At 37.5% G+C, this 17,355-nt stretch carries 18 protein-coding genes; 13 read left to right on the top strand and 5 right to left on the bottom strand.

Features of this window, described 5'->3' with window-relative positions; genetic code table 11:
* The first annotated feature begins 40 nt into the window (after positions 1–40).
* From FNW07_RS09435 to FNW07_RS09385, 11 genes are all read left to right on the top strand, one after another.
* Positions 41–772, top strand: coding sequence for a cyclopropane-fatty-acyl-phospholipid synthase family protein (locus FNW07_RS09435; RefSeq protein WP_126742655.1), 732 nt, complete (start codon positions 41–43; stop codon positions 770–772).
* Positions 772–1,452, top strand: coding sequence for a ZIP family metal transporter (locus FNW07_RS09430; protein WP_126742656.1), 681 nt, complete (start codon positions 772–774; stop codon positions 1,450–1,452). The genes FNW07_RS09435 and FNW07_RS09430 overlap by 1 nt, the downstream gene beginning before the upstream one ends.
* A gap of 130 nt (positions 1,453–1,582) precedes the next feature.
* Positions 1,583–2,065 carry a hypothetical protein gene (locus FNW07_RS09425; RefSeq protein ID WP_126742657.1) on the top strand — a complete coding sequence of 161 codons (483 nt, stop codon included), beginning with the start codon at positions 1,583–1,585 and terminating at the stop codon, positions 2,063–2,065.
* Between the two features lie 94 nt (positions 2,066–2,159).
* Positions 2,160–2,981: an N-acetylmuramic acid 6-phosphate etherase gene (gene murQ / locus FNW07_RS09420; protein ID WP_126742658.1), complete on the top strand. Its 822-nt coding sequence runs from the start codon at positions 2,160–2,162 to the stop codon at positions 2,979–2,981.
* 16 nt (positions 2,982–2,997) lie between these two features.
* On the top strand, positions 2,998–3,462 hold the full coding sequence (locus FNW07_RS09415; RefSeq protein ID WP_144265623.1) for a hypothetical protein: 465 nt from the start codon (positions 2,998–3,000) through the stop codon (positions 3,460–3,462).
* Between the two features lie 9 nt (positions 3,463–3,471).
* Positions 3,472–3,693 carry a DUF6095 family protein gene (locus FNW07_RS09410; RefSeq protein WP_126742660.1) on the top strand — a complete coding sequence of 74 codons (222 nt, stop codon included), beginning with the start codon at positions 3,472–3,474 and terminating at the stop codon, positions 3,691–3,693.
* Positions 3,693–4,265, top strand: coding sequence for a pentapeptide repeat-containing protein (locus FNW07_RS09405; RefSeq protein ID WP_126742661.1), 573 nt, complete (start codon positions 3,693–3,695; stop codon positions 4,263–4,265). Before FNW07_RS09410 ends, FNW07_RS09405 begins: the two co-directional genes overlap by 1 nt.
* Positions 4,266–4,267: 2 nt before the next feature.
* The gene (locus tag FNW07_RS09400; RefSeq protein ID WP_126742662.1) at positions 4,268–4,843 is read left to right on the top strand and encodes a DUF1572 family protein; all 576 of its coding nucleotides are present in this window, start codon (positions 4,268–4,270) and stop codon (positions 4,841–4,843) included.
* Complete coding sequence (locus tag FNW07_RS09395; protein WP_126742663.1) at positions 4,840–5,208, top strand: DNA topoisomerase IV; 369 nt, start codon at positions 4,840–4,842, stop codon at positions 5,206–5,208. Before FNW07_RS09400 ends, FNW07_RS09395 begins: the two co-directional genes overlap by 4 nt.
* 48 nt (positions 5,209–5,256) lie before the next feature.
* Positions 5,257–6,033, top strand: coding sequence for a TerC family protein (locus FNW07_RS09390; protein ID WP_126742664.1), 777 nt, complete (start codon positions 5,257–5,259; stop codon positions 6,031–6,033).
* A 179-nt stretch (positions 6,034–6,212) separates the two neighbouring features.
* On the top strand, positions 6,213–6,686 hold the full coding sequence (locus tag FNW07_RS09385; RefSeq protein WP_126742665.1) for a glycine zipper family protein: 474 nt from the start codon (positions 6,213–6,215) through the stop codon (positions 6,684–6,686).
* A 44-nt stretch (positions 6,687–6,730) separates the two neighbouring features.
* Here the strand turns inward: FNW07_RS09385 and FNW07_RS09380 are convergent, their stop codons facing one another.
* The 4 genes from FNW07_RS09380 to ychF form a co-directional block, all read right to left on the bottom strand.
* On the bottom strand, positions 6,731–9,421 hold the full coding sequence (locus FNW07_RS09380) for a DNA gyrase/topoisomerase IV subunit A (protein ID WP_126742666.1): 2,691 nt from the start codon (positions 9,419–9,421) through the stop codon (positions 6,731–6,733).
* 44 nt (positions 9,422–9,465) lie between these two features.
* Positions 9,466–11,328, bottom strand: coding sequence for a DNA topoisomerase IV subunit B (locus FNW07_RS09375; RefSeq protein ID WP_126742667.1), 1,863 nt, complete (start codon positions 11,326–11,328; stop codon positions 9,466–9,468).
* A gap of 115 nt (positions 11,329–11,443) precedes the next feature.
* On the bottom strand, positions 11,444–11,965 hold the full coding sequence (locus FNW07_RS09370; RefSeq protein WP_126742668.1) for an NADPH-dependent FMN reductase: 522 nt from the start codon (positions 11,963–11,965) through the stop codon (positions 11,444–11,446).
* Positions 11,966–12,233: 268 nt separating this feature from the next.
* Positions 12,234–13,328, bottom strand: a complete 1,095-nt coding sequence (gene ychF / locus FNW07_RS09365) for a redox-regulated ATPase YchF (protein WP_126742669.1) — start codon at positions 13,326–13,328, stop codon at positions 12,234–12,236.
* A gap of 147 nt (positions 13,329–13,475) precedes the next feature.
* Here ychF and FNW07_RS09360 point away from each other — a divergent pair, with 147 nt between their 5' ends.
* Both FNW07_RS09360 and FNW07_RS09355 read left to right on the top strand, forming a co-directional pair.
* Positions 13,476–16,106 (top strand): TonB-dependent receptor, encoded by a 2,631-nt coding sequence (locus FNW07_RS09360; RefSeq protein WP_126742670.1) that lies wholly within the window; start codon positions 13,476–13,478, stop codon positions 16,104–16,106.
* Positions 16,107–16,328: 222 nt separating this feature from the next.
* The gene (locus FNW07_RS09355) at positions 16,329–16,865 is read left to right on the top strand and encodes a hypothetical protein (RefSeq protein WP_126742671.1); all 537 of its coding nucleotides are present in this window, start codon (positions 16,329–16,331) and stop codon (positions 16,863–16,865) included.
* 76 nt (positions 16,866–16,941) lie between these two features.
* Here FNW07_RS09355 and FNW07_RS09350 read toward each other — a convergent pair whose 3' ends face one another.
* Positions 16,942–17,292: a 4Fe-4S dicluster domain-containing protein gene (locus FNW07_RS09350; protein ID WP_126742672.1), complete on the bottom strand. Its 351-nt coding sequence runs from the start codon at positions 17,290–17,292 to the stop codon at positions 16,942–16,944.
* Positions 17,293–17,355: the final 63 nt, after the last annotated feature.

Genomic DNA, 17,355 nt, shown 5'->3' with positions numbered 1-17,355 from the left:
TAAACTAAAAACTGTAAACCGTTAACTGTAAACTTTAAAAATGCAAAAAGAAGTCAATAACTGGTTCGCCTCTTGGTTCGACAGCCCTTATTACCACATCCTATATAAAGACCGTGATTACGATGAAGCCCAATTATTTATGGACAATATCGTACATTATCTGAATTTGCCGGAAGAAGCTAAAATCCTGGATTTGGCTTGCGGAAAAGGACGTCATGCCATTTATCTGAATCAATTGGGATTTGATGTAACCGGAGCCGATTTATCTGCCAACAGTATTGCTGCCGCTAAAAAATCAGAAAACAAGACCCTTCATTTTCAGGAGCACGATATGCGTTTGCCTTTTGATGAGAAATATGATGCTATTTTCAACCTGTTTACCAGTTTTGGATATTTTGAAAATGACGACGACAACCTGACCACTTTAAAAGCAATGAAGGAAAGCCTTACCGAATATGGTTTTGCAGTCATTGACTTTATGAATGTCGATCGCGTTATTGCCAATTTAGTTCCCGAAGAAGTGAAAACTGTTGATAATATTGACTTTCACATCAAACGCTATGTAAAAGACAATCATATTTTTAAGGAAATTGATTTTGAAGACCAGGGCCAGAAATTCCATTTCACAGAAAAAGTGCAGGCATTAAGACTTCAGGATTTTGAAACGATGATGGAACAGTCCGATATCTTTTTATTGGATATTTTTGGGGATTATAAATTGAGAAAATTCCACAAGACCGAAAGCGAAAGACTAATCATGATTTTCAAATAATGAACAAATTATTACCGCTATTATTACCGTTACTTTCAGTTTTACTGGGTTATTCTTTTGCGCTTTTCCTAAAACCGGAAGCCAAGAAAAACCTGAAACTGTTATTGGCGTTCAGCGGTTCCTTTTTACTTTCCCTGACGGTAATGCATCTGCTGCCGGAGGTCTATGACACCCATAATCCGAAAGTCGGGATCTTTATCATGATCGGGATTTTATTCCAGATTATCCTCGAGTTTTTCTCCAAAGGAGCCGAACACGGACACGTTCACGGCCACGAAAAAATGTTCCATATTCCATGGTTGCTTTTCACCAGTCTGTGCATTCACGCGCTATTGGAAGGCTTTCCGGTGAATCACCACCATGACCTCGCCTGGGGAATTGCGATACACCATTTCCCTATTGCCATTATCCTGACGACCTTTTTTGTCAATGCCCAATTGAGCAAGACCGCCATTTTCCTGTTTATGGTGACATTTGCGGTGATGACGCCTCTTGGAACTTTGATTTCGGATTATATGCCCGTTCTCAATGACTATTACACCGAAATTACCGCTATTGTCATCGGTATTCTGTTTCATATCGCCTCCACGATCATTTTTGAAAGCAGCGAGGGACACAAATTCAACATTGCCAAAGTCTCGATGATTATTTTCGGAATTGTACTGGCGTATATTATGTAATTTTAAATTTGGGCGTGTTCGCCCCGGCGAAAGGGCTATTCACTACAATCTTTTGCATTTCGCTAACGCTACATGATAAAAGGATTTCCGTTTCAATCCCTCACGCAGCAAAAAAATATTTAAAAAAATTATGAAAACCAGATTGAAAATTTCAATACTCGCATTATCTCTTTTGTTCTTAACATCTTGTGGCCTTAGATTAAAAGTTATGTCCGGCGAGCATTTTACCAAACAAACAACATTATCAATCGGTAATAAAGATGATGCAATTGGAACAGTAAAGGAGTTAAATTATCTTTTAGCACAAGAAGGGTTTAATGTGGTTTCTGCAACCGCTGCTTCAAACCTGGTACAATATACAGACCAACTAAATGATTCTAAAAATAAAGACCTCGAAAAAGCATTCAATGTAACGGATGTAAATTCAATTTATTCAATTGCGTTACAATACCGATACTCTAAAGATGAAAATGGATATAGAAGTTTCAGATTGAGTGTCATCGATCGCAAAGGGAAAGTTATTATGTATGGTTACTATTTAGGTACCGGATCTGCCAGTCGAAAAAAAATATTACAAAAAGTAGCTAAAAAATTAGCAACGCAAATGATATAAATTTGAAGTTCTGTTAATCCGATAACTGACTCTAAATTCCCCGGATTTAAGCAAATCTTTGTAACTTTGAAACTCTGAACTCAGACATAAAAAAATGACTTTTACCAAAACCACCGAACAATCCTCCAAATACGAACATTTAGAAAAAATGTCTGTTCCCGAATTGCTATTCAATATCAATCAGGAAGATAAAACAGTTCCTTTTGCAGTCGAGAGAGCTTTATCACAGATAGAAACTTTGATTACGCAGATTGTGGCTAAAATGAAACTTGGCGGAAGGCTTTTTTATATCGGGGCCGGGACCTCGGGCCGATTGGGGATCGTGGATGCTTCGGAATGTCCGCCAACCTTTGGTGTTCCTTTCGAATTGGTCAACGGAATCATCGCCGGCGGCGACAAAGCCATCCGAAGAGCCGTAGAAAATGCCGAAGATAATGCTACCCAAGCCTGGATTGATTTACAGGAACACAATATTAATGAAAATGATGTCGTAATTGGCATCGCCGCCTCAGGAACCACACCTTACGTTATTGGCGGCCTCGAAACTTGTAATCAAAATAATATCATTACCGGATGTATTGTCTGCAATGAAGGAAGCCCGGTTTCACAAACGGCAAAATTTCCGATTGAAGTTGTTGTAGGCCCTGAATTCGTCACCGGAAGTTCCCGCATGAAAGCCGGAACCGCACAAAAATTAGTCTTGAATATGATTTCGACCGCCACAATGATCCAACTCGGAAAAGTAAAAGGCAATAAAATGGTCGACATGCAATTGAGCAATAAAAAATTAGTGGATCGCGGCGTAAAAATGATCATGGGCGAAATTCCGGTTTCCTATGAAGAAGCAAGTGCTTTACTGGAACAAAACGGAAGCGTAAGAAATGCTATCAATCATTATTTAGCCGAAAACAGGTAAATATCATAAATTACACATGAAGACCAAATTACTAATTACTCTATTTTTATTCACTTCGTTATTTTCTTTTTCACAACAATTAACGTACAAATACGGTGGACGAATATTTGACTCAAAAAACCAAAAAATGTCCCCAACTGAGGTCCGTGAATTATTAGCAAAACAACCTGGATTATTAAACTATTATAATACGGGTAGAACTAAAAAAACGGTTGGAAGTGTTATGTTATATGGAGGATTCGCTTTGCTTGCAACTGATTTTCTTATTGCAGCAAGTACTGAATCTGGATATCCAACAGCTTTAACCTATGTGAGTATTGCATCAATTATTATAGCAATCCCAGTAAAAATTGGTTACTCAAAAAAAATAAAAACAGTTGTAAAAGACTATAATCTGTTAGAAAAACCCACAACCTTTACTGTTGAAAAAATAAATTTTGTCTCTAATAAAAATGCTATTGGAGTAGCATTAACTTTTTAAAAATAATCGATGCATACCAATAAAGAAATATTAAACAAAGGAATAAAATTCATTGCATGGGCCTTGCCTTGTATCTTCATTGGCCCAACAGTAATCCATTTTGCATTGATCAATAAACTGCAGCCTATATTTCCGTTAATTTTAGGTTTCGGAATTTTGATTTGCATAGGGGCAATGACCCTTTTATTTCTGGGATTGAAAACAATAATGAAAAGCCTGTTCGGACACTAATGGAAAACCTGATCAACATTCATCAGACTTTCGAGAAAGTCATCGCTATTGATAAAAAAATCAATAACCGTGAGTTTGAGGGCTGCATTTTCAAGAACTGCGACTTTTCTAACAGCGATTTTGGATATAATACTTTTATCGATTGTGATTTTATAGATTGTAATCTGTCCATGACCAAGCTGAACAATAGCAGTTTAAAAACCGTACAATTCAAAAATTGTAAACTCCTTGGCATACACTTCCATACTTGCGATGATTTCCTGTTTCATGTGGATTTTGAAGAATGTATTCTGGATTATTCTTCTTTTGCCAATAAAAAAATGCTTAAAACGAAATTTGTCAGCAGTTCACTGAAAGAAGTCACTTTTATCGGAACCAATCTTTCCCATTCTATTTTCGAAAACTGTAATCTGGCGGGAGCTATTTTTAATGATACCCAACTCAAGGAAGTCAATTTTTTGACAGCCTATAATTATAAGATCGATCCCGAATTCAATCCGATGAAAAAAGCAAAATTTTCAACCGTTGGTATTCAGGGACTTTTGGAAAAGTATGACATCAAAATTCAATAATTATGGAAATCAACAGTCAATATCTTGAAAGCGTAAAAAAACAGTTCCTTTATTACAAAACCATAGGCGAAAAAGCGATGGACCAATTGGTACCGGAGCAACTTTTCATTTCTCTGAATGAAGACACCAACAGTATTGCGACCATTATCAAGCATTTGTCCGGAAACATGCTTTCACGGTGGACGGATTTCCTGACAACGGACGGTGAAAAAGAATGGCGCAACCGAGACAGTGAGTTTGAAAATGACATCAATGATAAAGCAGAACTTCTGAAGAAATGGAATGAAGGTTGGGATTGTTGTTTTAATGCCATCAACTCCTTGCAGCCGGAACAGCTTTCGGATATCATTTACATTCGCAATGAAGGCCATTCGGTTGCCGATTCGATCAACAGGCAATTGGCACATTATCCTTATCACGTAGGACAGATTGTATTTTACGCAAAATTGCTTAAAAAAGGGGATTGGGAGAGTTTGTCTATTCCCAAAAACAAATCCGCTAATTATAATGCTGATAAATTTTCGAAAGAAAAAACGATTAAAAATTTTACTGACGACGAATTAAACAAGTTAAAATGAAAAAAACAGTATTGCTTTTCGTTCTGATATTACTTACTTCCTGCTATAACCAACAACGCAACTGCACCGATTTTAAAACAGGGAAATTTGAATTTGTACAGGAAATTGATGGTGTAAAAAAAACATCAGTTTTTGAAAGATCCGAAAATATCCAAATCGAGACCTATGAAGGTAAAACTGATACGGCCTCCATCCGATGGGTAAATGACTGCGAATATATCGTGCAGAAACTGCATCCCAAAAATATGGCTGAAAAAAAAGCAATTGGCATTAAAATTTTGACCACTTCAGAAAATTCATATACCTTTGAATATGGAATTGTGGGAAGCGATCAAAAACAAAAAGGGATTGCCCAAAAAATCTAATATTTTCAATAGTACAGCCAATATAAATTATAACTCAAATTAAACAGAATGGAAGTATTTTTAAATGCCGATGCGTGGATTGCCTTATTAACATTAACTTTTCTTGAAATTGTCCTGGGAATTGATAATATTATTTTTATATCGATTGCAACTGGAAAATTACCTGCTGAAAAACGTAAAAGAGCCACCAAAATAGGAATGTTTTTAGCTATGTTCATGAGAATCGTACTTCTGATGGGAATTTCATACCTGATTGCAATGAAAGAACCATTATTCAGTATTAATTGGAGCTGGCTACAAGCTCAGGTTAGCGGCCAAAGCATTATTCTTCTCCTTGGAGGACTTTTTCTTTTATATAAAAGTACCAATGAAATCAGAGAAAAAGTGGACGAGAGAGGCGAAGAAGAAAAACAATTGGGAAAAGCTGCAACCAAAACTTTTGGAAACGTTATTTTTCAAATTATAATAATCGATTTGGTTTTCTCGTTTGACAGTATTCTTACTGCTGTTGGAATGACAAACGGTGTGGATGGTGCTTTGTATATAATGGTTGCTGCCGTAGTAATTTCGGTCCTGATTATGATGCAGTTTGCTGTTCCTGTTGGAAGTTTTGTAAATAAACACCCATCGATTCAAATACTGGGACTCTCATTTTTACTCTTAATTGGATTCATGTTGATAACAGAAAGTGCCCATTTAGCTGATGCCGCCATTTTCGGAAATCATGTGACACCGGTTTCAAAAGGATATCTATATTTTGCGATTTCTTTCTCACTACTGGTGGAAGTTCTGAACATGAAAATGAAGAAAAATAAAGCCAAATAAAAATATTTCAACCAAATACCACTTAATTGGGTGACTTTTATTATGCCAAAGGTCACGTATTCCGGCACTTGACGGGAAAAAAATTATTTGGCATACTATTTGCAAATATCATTAAAATACAAATGATTATGCAGATAACTATTTGTTTTTTATCTTTATAAAAACTTAAATCAACGATTATGAAAAAGATAGTATTTATTTTAACATCATCCATTCTTCTGATTTCCTGTAAAAATACTGGAAACGAAGCAGGAGTTACAGAAAACTCCAAACAAGCTACTATTGATTCCATGAATGTAGTGATTGAGCAACAACAAGTGGAGCTCGCAAAACAGAAAAGCATAGATTCTATGCAGACGATTATGGATAATCAGCGTCCGCAAAAAGTTATCGTTCACCACTCAGCTTCAGCAGCTCCAGCAGCTCCTGTTACTGCTGCCCAAAAGAAAAAAGGATGGAGTGGCGCTGCTAAAGGTGCAGTGATTGGTGCGGGTGTCGGAGCCGTAACTGGTGCTGTTATCAATAAAAAAGATCGTGGTACCGGAGCCGTAATTGGCGGTTTGGCCGGAGCCGGACTTGGAGCAGGAACTGGTGCAATTCTTGATGCTGAAAAGAAAAAGAAAGCAGAAAGAGAAGCAGCAGCACAAAAATAATATATAATAAAAACCCCGAATTCTTTAAAGATTCGGGGTTTTTTTTATTCTAAAGTCAGCGTAATCTGGCCATCATCCTCGAGGCTTATATTTTCTCCGCCCATATCTGTTTCATCCAGAACTTCCATTTCTTCAGGGATTTCTTCTATCGGTGGTACATAAGGCAATGGTTCCAACAGATTTACCTGTTTAAGTTTATCGGTCGTTAATTGATTCCCTAATGCTTTTAATCCCTTCACAGAGATAAAGTTTTCTATATCAACAGTCAGATTTTCTTTTTGAACGCCTTTCACTTTGCTGAACACCAATTCTGCCATAGGTCGATAATCAGTAGCTACAATTTCTAATTGGGAATTAGGATGCTCGGTGATAAAAATTTCGTCCTTGTTTTCATTTTCAATGAGGAAACGTTTGATATAATAACGTTCCTTTTCCCCATCAAAATAAATCGCAGAAACCGGTTTTTTAGGAACCCATTTTTCCAAAACAACCATGTCTTCATCAAAATGCGTCGTCAGTTCCGGAGTAATGACTTTCAGTTTTCCGGATTGCTGAATAATCAGTATTTTATCGTTAGGCCTGAATTCGCCTAATAGTTCTCCTCTTCCATCCACGTTCAGACGTTGTACGGTATCATCAAACCAAATTTTTCTCGGAAGCAATGTCGAAATCCCTTTTTCTTTCAGTTCAATTTTCTTGATTGGGTATTTTGTCACGAGATTCCCTTTCGAACTTCTGCCTTTAATGCCCAAACTTGCAAAATCAATGTCGAATTTCAGTTTCTTGACACTTCCGATCTGACGCAGTAAAATGGTAATCACTTCTGCTTCTCCATTTGGATTATGTGAAAAATACAACACTTGTGAACCAGCGGTTTCATTGGTCAGATCATACGCTTTATCACGGGTAACTCCCGAAACATGGAATCGCTTAATATAAGAAGGTCCTGATTTTCCATCACGGTAAATCATATTATACACCGTTCGTTTATCATTTTTGTCGAAAATATCCACATGGATAATATCTTTTCCGATAAATTTCTTGTCATCTACTTTACAGACCATCATCGTACCGTTGCGCAGAAACACTATTACATCGTCAATATCCGAACAATCGGTCACATATTCGTCTTTTTTCAGGCTGGTTCCGATAAAACCTTCTTCCCTGTTTACGTACAATTTGGTGTTACGCAAAACTACTTTCGTTGCTTCGATATCATCAAAAATACGCAGTTCGGTCTGGCGTTCCCTTCCTTTTCCGTACTTCTCTTTTAATTTGGTAAAATAAGCAATGGCAAAATCAATTAAATGTGCCAAATCGTGTTTTACCTGTTCGATATCACCTTCCAGCGCTTCAATCTTATCTTGGGCTTTATTACTATCGAATTTTGAGATACGCATAATCCGGATTTCCGTCAGGCGTAAAATATCTTCTTCGGTAACTGCTCTTTTTAAATGTTTAATATGTGGTTTCAAACCTTCATCGATAGCAGAAATCACACCTTCTTTGGTGGTTTCCTCTTCAATAAGACGGTATACTTTCTTTTCGATAAAAATTCTTTCCAATGAAAGGAAATGCCATTGCTCTTCGAGTTCGGAGAGTTGTATTTCGAGTTCACTCTTAAGTAAGCCCACGGTTCTCTCAGTCGAAATTTTCAACATATCCGTAACGCCAACAAAAAGCGGCTTGTTGTCCTGAATCACACATCCCAATGGCGCTACCGAAGTCTCACAACCAGTAAAAGCAAAAAGGGCATCGATTGTTTTATCAGGGGAAACACCAGGATACAAATGGATTAGAATTTCTACTTCCGCGGCCGTATTGTCCTCAATTTTCTTGATTTTTATTTTCCCTTTTTCGTTCGCTTTCAAAATACTGTCAATCAAAGTCGTAGTATTGGTAGAAAATGGAATTTGGGTAATCACCAATGTATTTTTATCCAACTGCGCGATTTTCGCACGCACACGGATTCTTCCGCCACGCATTCCGTCATTATAATTGGATACGTCGGCAATACCCGCAGTCATGAAATCGGGAAAGATGGTGAACGGTTTCCCTTTCAGGATTTTTATCGAGGCGTCAATCAGTTCGTTAAAATTGTGCGGCAGTACTTTGGTGGAAAGACCAACTGCAATACCTTCGGCTCCCTGTGCCAAAAGCAACGGGAATTTTACAGGAAGATTATTTGGTTCTGCCCTTCTTCCATCATATGAAACACCCCAATCCGTAATTTTTGGGCTGTAAATGACTTCCAAAGCAAATTTGGATAATCTGGCTTCAATATAACGCGAAGCTGCAGCCCCATCTCCTGTGAGAATGTTACCCCAGTTTCCCTGACAGTCAATGAGTAATTCCTTTTGGCCAATCTGCACCATTGCATCACCAATACTCTGATCTCCGTGCGGATGATATTGCATGGTGTGACCTACGACATTGGCAACTTTATTATAACGGCCATCGTCCAATTCCTTCAAAGAGTGCATGATTCTGCGCTGAACAGGTTTGAAACCGTCTTCAATGGCAGGAACAGCACGCTCCAGAATTACATAGGATGCATAATCCAGAAACCAGTCCTTATACATGCCGGTTACTTTCGTAATTGTATCATGACTGTCTTCCTCGTTATTATCGTAAAAATGGCGGCCTTCAGAAGGTTTTATCTCTGCTTGATTTTCATCAAAAGAGTTTGCTTCATTCTGGTCTTCGGGGTTTATATTTTCTTCGTCTTCGTTCATTATATCTTGGTACTATTATTTAAAGTTAAATAACTTTAAACTCTTTAAATATTCTCAACCGTATCCAACTCTACCTTCAAATTATTAATAATAAACTCTTGTCTGTCCGGCGTATTTTTACCCATATAGAAAGACAATAACTGTTCAATCGAAGTATTTTTATCCATCATAATCGGATCCAAACGAATGGTTTCTCCAATAAAATTCTTAAACTCATCTGGTGAAATCTCTCCCAATCCTTTAAATCGGGTGATTTCGGGTTTTGGTTTTAATTTTTCAATCGCATCTCTTCGCTCCTGGTCCGAATAACAGTAAATGGTTTCTTTTTTGTTCCGAACCCTAAAAAGAGGCGTCTGCAAAATATACAGATGACCTTCTTTGATTAGTTCCGGGAAAAATTGCAAAAAGAATGTAATTAAAAGCAAACGAATGTGCATTCCATCGACATCGGCATCCGTTGCAATAACGATATTGTTATAACGCAAATCTTCCATGGCTTCCTCGATATTCAGTGCCGCCTGAAGCAGGTTGAATTCCTCGTTTTCATAAACAATTTTCTTGCTCATTCCGTACGAGTTCAAGGGCTTTCCACGCAAACTGAAAACCGCCTGTGTATTCACATCACGGGATTTGGTAATGGAACCGGAAGCGGAATCTCCCTCGGTAATGAAAAGAGTACTTTCCAGATACCTTGGATTTTTAATATCCGGTAAATGAACGCGGCAGTCACGCAGTTTCTTATTGTGCAGACTGGATTTTTTCGCACGGTCCTTGGCCAGTTTCCGGATTCCGGAGAGTTCTTTACGTTCTCTTTCGGCCTGAAGTATTTTACGCAACAGCAAGTCGGCGACCTCCGGGTTTTTATGCAGGTAATTATCTAATTTATTTTTGATGAAATCATTGACGAAAGTCCGTACGGAAGGCATTCCGGGATCAGAACCCATATCGGTAGAACCTAATTTGGTTTTGGTCTGCGATTCGAAAACCGGTTCCATAACCTTAATACTGACGGCACTTACAATCGATTTCCGAATATCGGAAGGTTCAAATCCTTTGTTATAAAATTCCCGGATTGTTTTTACCAACGCTTCGCGAAATGCAACTAAATGCGTTCCGCCCTGAGTGGTATTCTGACCGTTAACAAAGGAATGATATTCTTCGCTATATTGGGATTTACTGTGTGTTATGGCAATTTCTATATCTTCTCCCAAAAGATGGATAATTGGATACACCATGTCCTCTTCCGAGATATTTTCATCCAACAAATCTTTCAGACCATTGTCCGAATAGAATTTCTCTCCGTTATAAATGATGGATAATCCGGTATTCAGATAGCAATAATTCTTCAGCATCTTGATTACATACTCATTTCTGAATTTGTAATTTTTGAATATCGCTTCATCGGGAGTAAAAGTTACTTTCGTCCCTTTCCGTTTGGTGGTTTCAATAATATCTTCTTCCAGAACCAGATTTCCGGCTGAAAACTCAGCAGCTTTCTGTTTGTCCTCCCGAACAGATTCCACCCTGAAATAATTCGATAAAGCATTTACTGCTTTGGTACCGACACCATTAAGACCCACGGATTTTTTAAAGGCAAGCGAATCGTATTTACCACCGGTATTCATTTTCGAAACTACATCCACGACTTTCCCTAACGGAATTCCACGGCCATAATCGCGTACCGTCACCGTTTTGTCCTTGATGGTTACTTCGATGTTCTTCCCGGCGCCCATAACGAATTCATCGATACAGTTGTCGAGTACTTCCTTTAATAAAATATAGATACCATCGTCCGGGGAGGAACCATCACCCAATTTCCCGATATACATTCCGGGACGCATTCGGATGTGTTCTTTCCAATCGAGTGAACGAATGTTATCTTCGGTATAATGATTTTGATCGGACATGGTAAAATTTATCGATTTGTTGCTAATGTAGTGTATCCTGCCAAAAAATAAAAGCACTACAAGCGAAAGTTATCAATAAAATATTGACAAGAAAAACGACGAAAAATGTAGGAAATTAAAGCTCTGAAACGATTTTTTTGATTTCCTGGTCCAATTCCGGATTGGAAATTTTCATATTTGGAACGTCAAAATTTTCATTGAAAAGTGGCAGTGAAAAAGTCGCTTTTATATCGGCTCCATACCGCGGAAATGCATTTTTGGCAATTTCAAGAACCGTCGCTCCTCCTCTTTTTCCATCCGAAGTCGCCATCAATAACATCGGTTTTTGCTGAAAGACTTTCACATTTATTCGGGAACACCAATCAAACAGGTTTTTGAATGCCGCCGAATAATTTCCGTTGTTTTCGGCCATGGAAACTACCAGAAAATCAGCACCGGCGATTTTGTCCAGAAATGCTTGAGCCAATTCGTGATGCCCAATCTCTTTTTCGATATCGACGGTAAATAATGGAATTTCGTAATCATTTAAATTCAATACCTCAACAGTGGCGTTTTGAAACAAATGCGAAACATAGGTCGCTAATTTTTTGTTGATGGAATTTTTACTGGGACTTCCTGCGAAAGCGATGATTTTCATTTTTGGTGGATTAGGATGAATTTAAAAGTACTGAAATTTCGGATACAAAATAGAAAATTGATTCCTAATTCTTTGCCCCGGATTGCAATGGAAAGCATTTTGAAGTAAAAGCCTATTTTTTATTAAAATAAAAGAGCGACCATAGAAGCTCCTTTTATGTTTATATAAAAAAAGGATTTGACGAAAAAATCTTGGAATGAAAAGCCGGAATGAGGCACAAAAAAACCTGCAAAATTACTCTTGCAGGCATTTTTTATGTTTAAAACTATTAAACGTTAAAACGGAAATGCATCACATCACCATCTTTCACGATGTATTCTTTTCCTTCTACTTTAAATTTTCCGGCTTCTTTAGCTTTAGCCTCAGATCCGTAGTGTACGAAATCTTCATAAGAAATCACTTCGGCACGGATAAATCCTTTTTCAAAATCAGTATGGATCACGCCTGCAGCTTGTGGTGCAGTAGACCCGATATTGATGGTCCACGCACGAACTTCCTTAACTCCAGCGGTAAAATAGGTCTGTTGTTTTAATAATTTATAAGCGGCACGAATTAAAACGGATGCTCCCGGCTCTTTTAATCCCATGTCTTCCAAGAACACTTGACGCTCTTCATAGCTTTCCAATTCGGTGATATCCGCTTCAGCACCAACAGAAAGTACAATTACCTCAGCGTCTTCGTCTTTGACCAATTCACGAACCTGATCTACATATTTGTTTCCGTCTACGGCAGAAGCCTCATCGACATTACAAACATACAATACCGGTTTTGCGGTGATCAACTGGAAAGATTCCATCAACTCTTCTTCATCAGCATTTTGAGGAATAACTGTTCTGGCTGATTTAGCCTGCAAAAGGTTTTCTCTGATTCTATTTAACAAGGCTTCTTCGGCCTGTGCTTCTTTATTTCCGGTTTTAGCGGCACGTTTTACTTTTTCAAGACGCTTTTCAATGGTTTCCAAATCCTTAAGCTGTAGCTCAATATCAATGGTTTCTTTGTCGCGGATTGGATTTACATTCCCATCAACGTGAACGATATTATCATTGTCAAAACAACGCAATACGTGAATAATAGCGTTACATTCCCTGATATTACCCAAAAACTGGTTTCCCAGTCCTTCGCCTTTACTTGCTCCTTTTACCAATCCGGCGATATCCACGATATCCACCGTTGCCATTTGAACACGCTCCGGTTTAACCAATTCCTCTAATTTTTCAATTCTGGAATCTGGTACATTTACTACTCCTATATTAGGTTCGATAGTACAAAAAGGAAAGTTGGCACTTTGCGCTTTTGCATTCGATAAACAATTGAATAATGTTGATTTTCCGACATTTGGTAATCCTACAATTCCTGCTTTCATGGCAATTATTTTTAAAAGTGTGCAAATATAAGGTTTATATCTTTTGATAACTCGTTGATAACATTTTTTATGTTTTGTTAACAGGCTGTTAAAAGAATATTATATTGCCAACGATTTAACTAACTCAAAACAAACTAATATTTTATTATGAAAAAATTCACATTAATGTTTTTTTTACTCAACATTACCATTCTTTTTGCTCAAAAAGAAGTCCGCGGTGTTGTAATCGATAATTCCGGAGCACCATTAATCGGTGTGAATGTGGTCGAGAAAGGAACGTCCAACGGAACTGCGACTGATTTAGATGGAGCATACAAAATCAAGGTAAAAGAAAATGCTACTTTAGTTTATTCCTATATAGGATATTCGAATGTAGAAAAAAACACAACTGATGCTTCTGTGATAAATGTGACGTTATTGGCAGGACAAGAATTAAAAGAAGTCCAAATCGTAGGTTCAAGGAATACGAAAAGAACGGTCGTGAATTCGGCAGTTCCTATTGATATTATAAACGTAAAAGATGTAACTACACAAAGTGGTAAAATTGAAATTAATGAATTACTTCAATATATAGCCCCATCCTTTAATGCCAATAAACAATCGGGTTCAGACGGTGCGGATCACGTAGACCCTGCTTCTCTAAGAGGTTTAGGACCTGACCAGACTTTGGTTTTAATCAACGGAAAAAGAAGACACCAATCGTCTTTGGTAAATCTTTTTGGAACTCGTGGAAGAGGAAATACCGGAACCGATTTAAATGCCATTCCTGCAAGTGCCATTAAAAGAATTGAAATTTTACGGGATGGTGCAGCCGCCCAATATGGTTCTGACGCAATCGCGGGAGTGATTAATATTGTTCTGAATGATAATATAAATGAAGTAACAGGAGCTATAACCTATGGCGTTTACAATGCTAAAGCAAAAGGCGATTTTCTGCCTGGAACACCAAATACTGACGGGGCTTATTTAGACCCAAATGGAAACGGGAATTCTATTGGAAAAGACAGGGACTTTGATGGTGGTTCCGTAAAAGCAGCGTTTAATTACGGTGTGGCTATTGGTGATAAAGGTGGTTATGCCAATATCACAACCGAATATCTTAGTAAAAACAAAACGTTACGTCCAGGGTATGATTTCAGAAAAGGCTTTGGAGAAGCTTCAATTGTAGGCTTTAACGTAATGGCTAATATGGCTATTCCGGTTACTACAAACACAGAATTCTATGCCTTTGGAGGTAGAAATTACAGAGACACTGATGCTTATGCCTTTACCAGAAATGATGGAGAAAGAGTTGTAGAGTCTATTTATCCCGGAGGTTATACACCAAGAATTACTTCAAACATTATTGACAATTCATTTGCTGCAGGATTTAGAACAAAAACCGCTAACGGGTGGAAAATTGACATGAGCAATACTTTTGGGAGTAACCTTTTCCATTACTATATTAAAGGAACCATCAATGCTTCTTTGGAAGATGCCTCGCCAACAGAATTTGATGCTGGTGGACACAGTTTAAGCCAAAACACTACCAATTTTGATTTTTCTAAAAATTACAGTTCCGTATTGAACGGAATGAATCTTGCTTTTGGAGCAGAATTCAGAACCGAAAACTTTATCATTTTTGCCGGAGAAGAAGGTTCTTATGCAACGTATGATACTAATGGAATGGTTATTACTGATCCTAATACGCAATCTGCTCCCATAGATCCTGTAACCGGAGAGCCAAGACCAGGAGGTTCTCAAGGTTTTCCTGGATATAGCCCGGCTAATGAAGTAAATCAAAGCCGTACCAATTTATCGTTATATGCAGATGCTGAATTTGACATCACAGATAGTTTCTTAGTAAGTACAGCAGCACGTTTTGAAAATTACAGTGATTTTGGAAGTACACTTAATGGGAAATTAGCAGCCAGACTAAAAGCCACTAATAATATTAATTTCAGAGGATCTGTCAGCACTGGTTTCAGAGCCCCGTCATTGGCACAAATTTATTATAATTTGAAATTCACCAATTTTAACAGCAGTGGAGCAACTGAAGTGGTGCTTTCCCCAAATAACAGCCCGGTTACCAGAGCTTTTGGTATTCAAAAACTCAATGAGGAGAAAGCAGTCAATGCATCTTTAGGTGTTACAGCTACTTTTGGAAGCTTTACCGCTACAGTAGATGGTTATATAATCAATGTAAAAGATCGTATTGTTTTGACAGGTTATTTTGATGCATCAGCACTAAACATTGGTGTTTCAGAAGCCCAATTCTTTACCAATGGTGTAGATACTGAAACCACGGGCGTGGATTTAGTTTTAGCCTGGAAGAAATCATTTGGTGATTCAAGATTCGGTGCCACATTTGTAGGTAACATTAACAAAATGGAAATCACAGATGTAAAAAATGGCTCTTTAGACGAACAGACTTTCTTTGGCGATCGTGAAAAAGCATTTTTATTGGCTTCTGCCCCGGAAAGTAAATTTGGATTGAATTTCACTTATGCAAAAAATAAATTTGATGCAGGTTTAGCGTTTACACGTTTTAGCAAAGTGGTTTTAGTTGACTACTCCGGCGAAGATGATGTTTATAACGCGAAAACTATTACCGATGTAACAGTAGGTTATAAATTGACTAAAAATTTAAAATTAAGCCTTGGTAGCAATAACCTATTCAATATCTATCCGGATCAACAAGATGAAGTTGGTGATACAGAAGCGGGAGGATACTGGGACGCTGTGCAGATGGGTTTCAGCGGTGCTTATTATTACGCCAGACTTGGATTTAATTTCTAACTTATTATTTTAAAAATTTATAAATCCTGATTGCGTTAATGTAATCAGGATTTTTTTTTCATTTCATCTCTGAAAAGGCATGTGTGAATTATGTAACAAATTGATTCTTTTGTGTAAAATTTTAAATTATAAGTAATTTTAGAATAATTTTAATAATTTTTAGTAGTCATTTTAACATTTTGGCTTTATATTTGTAATATACTAATCCTAAAAATTAAATATATGAAAACGATAATTCTAGGAATGTCTGCATTTTTATTAACATTAAACATTCAGGCGCAAAATCAAAATGTGAAAACAGAAGTTAAAACCACCACCACCACTGTTAAGGATTCCGAAGGTGAAAAAAAATTGGTGAAAAAAGAGGAAATTAAAGAAGTTCAGAATATTGAGTTGCAGGATGCGGATTCTAAAGTGTTGAATAAAGACATGAAAGAAACCCCGGTTCAGGTTACCGCCACTACTGCAGTTACTGCGAATGGGGTTACCAGAGTAATTGATGTTGACCGCTCCGCTTATTATAATTATAATGGTGGAAAATATCAGGTAGCGGTAGATAAAACCGGTTATACTATGTTCTCCCCAAGCGGAAAAAAAGCTGCTATCTTAAGAAGAACATCCAACAACAACTATATTTATAAAACAAAAAACAATACGTCATTTGGTTATTTTGATGCCAATGGGAATCTGGTTTTAGAAACTTATGATGACAAAACCGATAAAGTAACCGTTACGACTTATAATGTTATTAAAAACTAATAAGTAGTCTTAAATACCAATAAAAAATCCTGAACGATATGTTCAGGATTTTTTTTATTTCATGTTTTTACTAAACCTATTCGTTATGCAAAAATGCCTGTCTGTTTAATAATGTCTCGTCGCTTTCCACATGATCCGAATCCGGTATACAACAGTCTACCGGACAAACTGCAGCACATTGTGGCTCTTCATGGAAACCTTTACATTCGGTACATTTTCCCGGTACGATATAATAGATATCATCGGAAATCGGCGTTTGTGCATCCTCAGCGTCCACTTCGGTGCCATTGGGTAAAATTACCTTTCCGGATAATCTTGTACCATCTTTATACCTCCAGTCGTCAGCTCCTTCGTATATTGCTGTATTCGGGCATTCCGGTTCGCAAGCCCCGCAATTAATACATTCGTCCGTGATTATAATTGCCATCTTTATTGTTATTTTAATGTTTTAAGTATAACAGCAGTGTCTTTTCCTGTTCTGTTTTGACTT

The organism is Flavobacterium sp. GT3R68, from assembly GCF_007109225.1.
Classification (GTDB): Bacteria; Bacteroidota; Bacteroidia; order Flavobacteriales; family Flavobacteriaceae; genus Flavobacterium.
Note: the sequence above shows the minus strand (reverse complement) of the source record. Positions and strands in the feature narration are given on the sequence as shown.

Coding starts and splice junctions, on each gene's coding strand:
- FNW07_RS09390 (WP_126742664.1), top strand. CDS start 5,257: ATGGAAGTATTTTTAAATGCCGATGCGTGGATTGCCTTATTAACATTA.
- FNW07_RS09355 (WP_126742671.1), top strand. CDS start 16,329: ATGAAAACGATAATTCTAGGAATGTCTGCATTTTTATTAACATTAAAC.
- FNW07_RS09435 (WP_126742655.1), top strand. CDS start 41: ATGCAAAAAGAAGTCAATAACTGGTTCGCCTCTTGGTTCGACAGCCCT.
- FNW07_RS09415 (WP_144265623.1), top strand. CDS start 2,998: ATGAAGACCAAATTACTAATTACTCTATTTTTATTCACTTCGTTATTT.
- ychF (WP_126742669.1), bottom strand. CDS start 13,328: ATGAAAGCAGGAATTGTAGGATTACCAAATGTCGGAAAATCAACATTA.
- FNW07_RS09350 (WP_126742672.1), bottom strand. CDS start 17,292: ATGGCAATTATAATCACGGACGAATGTATTAATTGCGGGGCTTGCGAA.
- FNW07_RS09380 (WP_126742666.1), bottom strand. CDS start 9,421: ATGAACGAAGACGAAGAAAATATAAACCCCGAAGACCAGAATGAAGCA.
- FNW07_RS09370 (WP_126742668.1), bottom strand. CDS start 11,965: ATGAAAATCATCGCTTTCGCAGGAAGTCCCAGTAAAAATTCCATCAAC.
- FNW07_RS09400 (WP_126742662.1), top strand. CDS start 4,268: ATGGAAATCAACAGTCAATATCTTGAAAGCGTAAAAAAACAGTTCCTT.
- FNW07_RS09410 (WP_126742660.1), top strand. CDS start 3,472: ATGCATACCAATAAAGAAATATTAAACAAAGGAATAAAATTCATTGCA.
- FNW07_RS09360 (WP_126742670.1), top strand. CDS start 13,476: ATGAAAAAATTCACATTAATGTTTTTTTTACTCAACATTACCATTCTT.
- murQ (WP_126742658.1), top strand. CDS start 2,160: ATGACTTTTACCAAAACCACCGAACAATCCTCCAAATACGAACATTTA.
- FNW07_RS09405 (WP_126742661.1), top strand. CDS start 3,693: ATGGAAAACCTGATCAACATTCATCAGACTTTCGAGAAAGTCATCGCT.
- FNW07_RS09385 (WP_126742665.1), top strand. CDS start 6,213: ATGAAAAAGATAGTATTTATTTTAACATCATCCATTCTTCTGATTTCC.
- FNW07_RS09430 (WP_126742656.1), top strand. CDS start 772: ATGAACAAATTATTACCGCTATTATTACCGTTACTTTCAGTTTTACTG.
- FNW07_RS09425 (WP_126742657.1), top strand. CDS start 1,583: ATGAAAACCAGATTGAAAATTTCAATACTCGCATTATCTCTTTTGTTC.
- FNW07_RS09375 (WP_126742667.1), bottom strand. CDS start 11,328: ATGTCCGATCAAAATCATTATACCGAAGATAACATTCGTTCACTCGAT.
- FNW07_RS09395 (WP_126742663.1), top strand. CDS start 4,840: ATGAAAAAAACAGTATTGCTTTTCGTTCTGATATTACTTACTTCCTGC.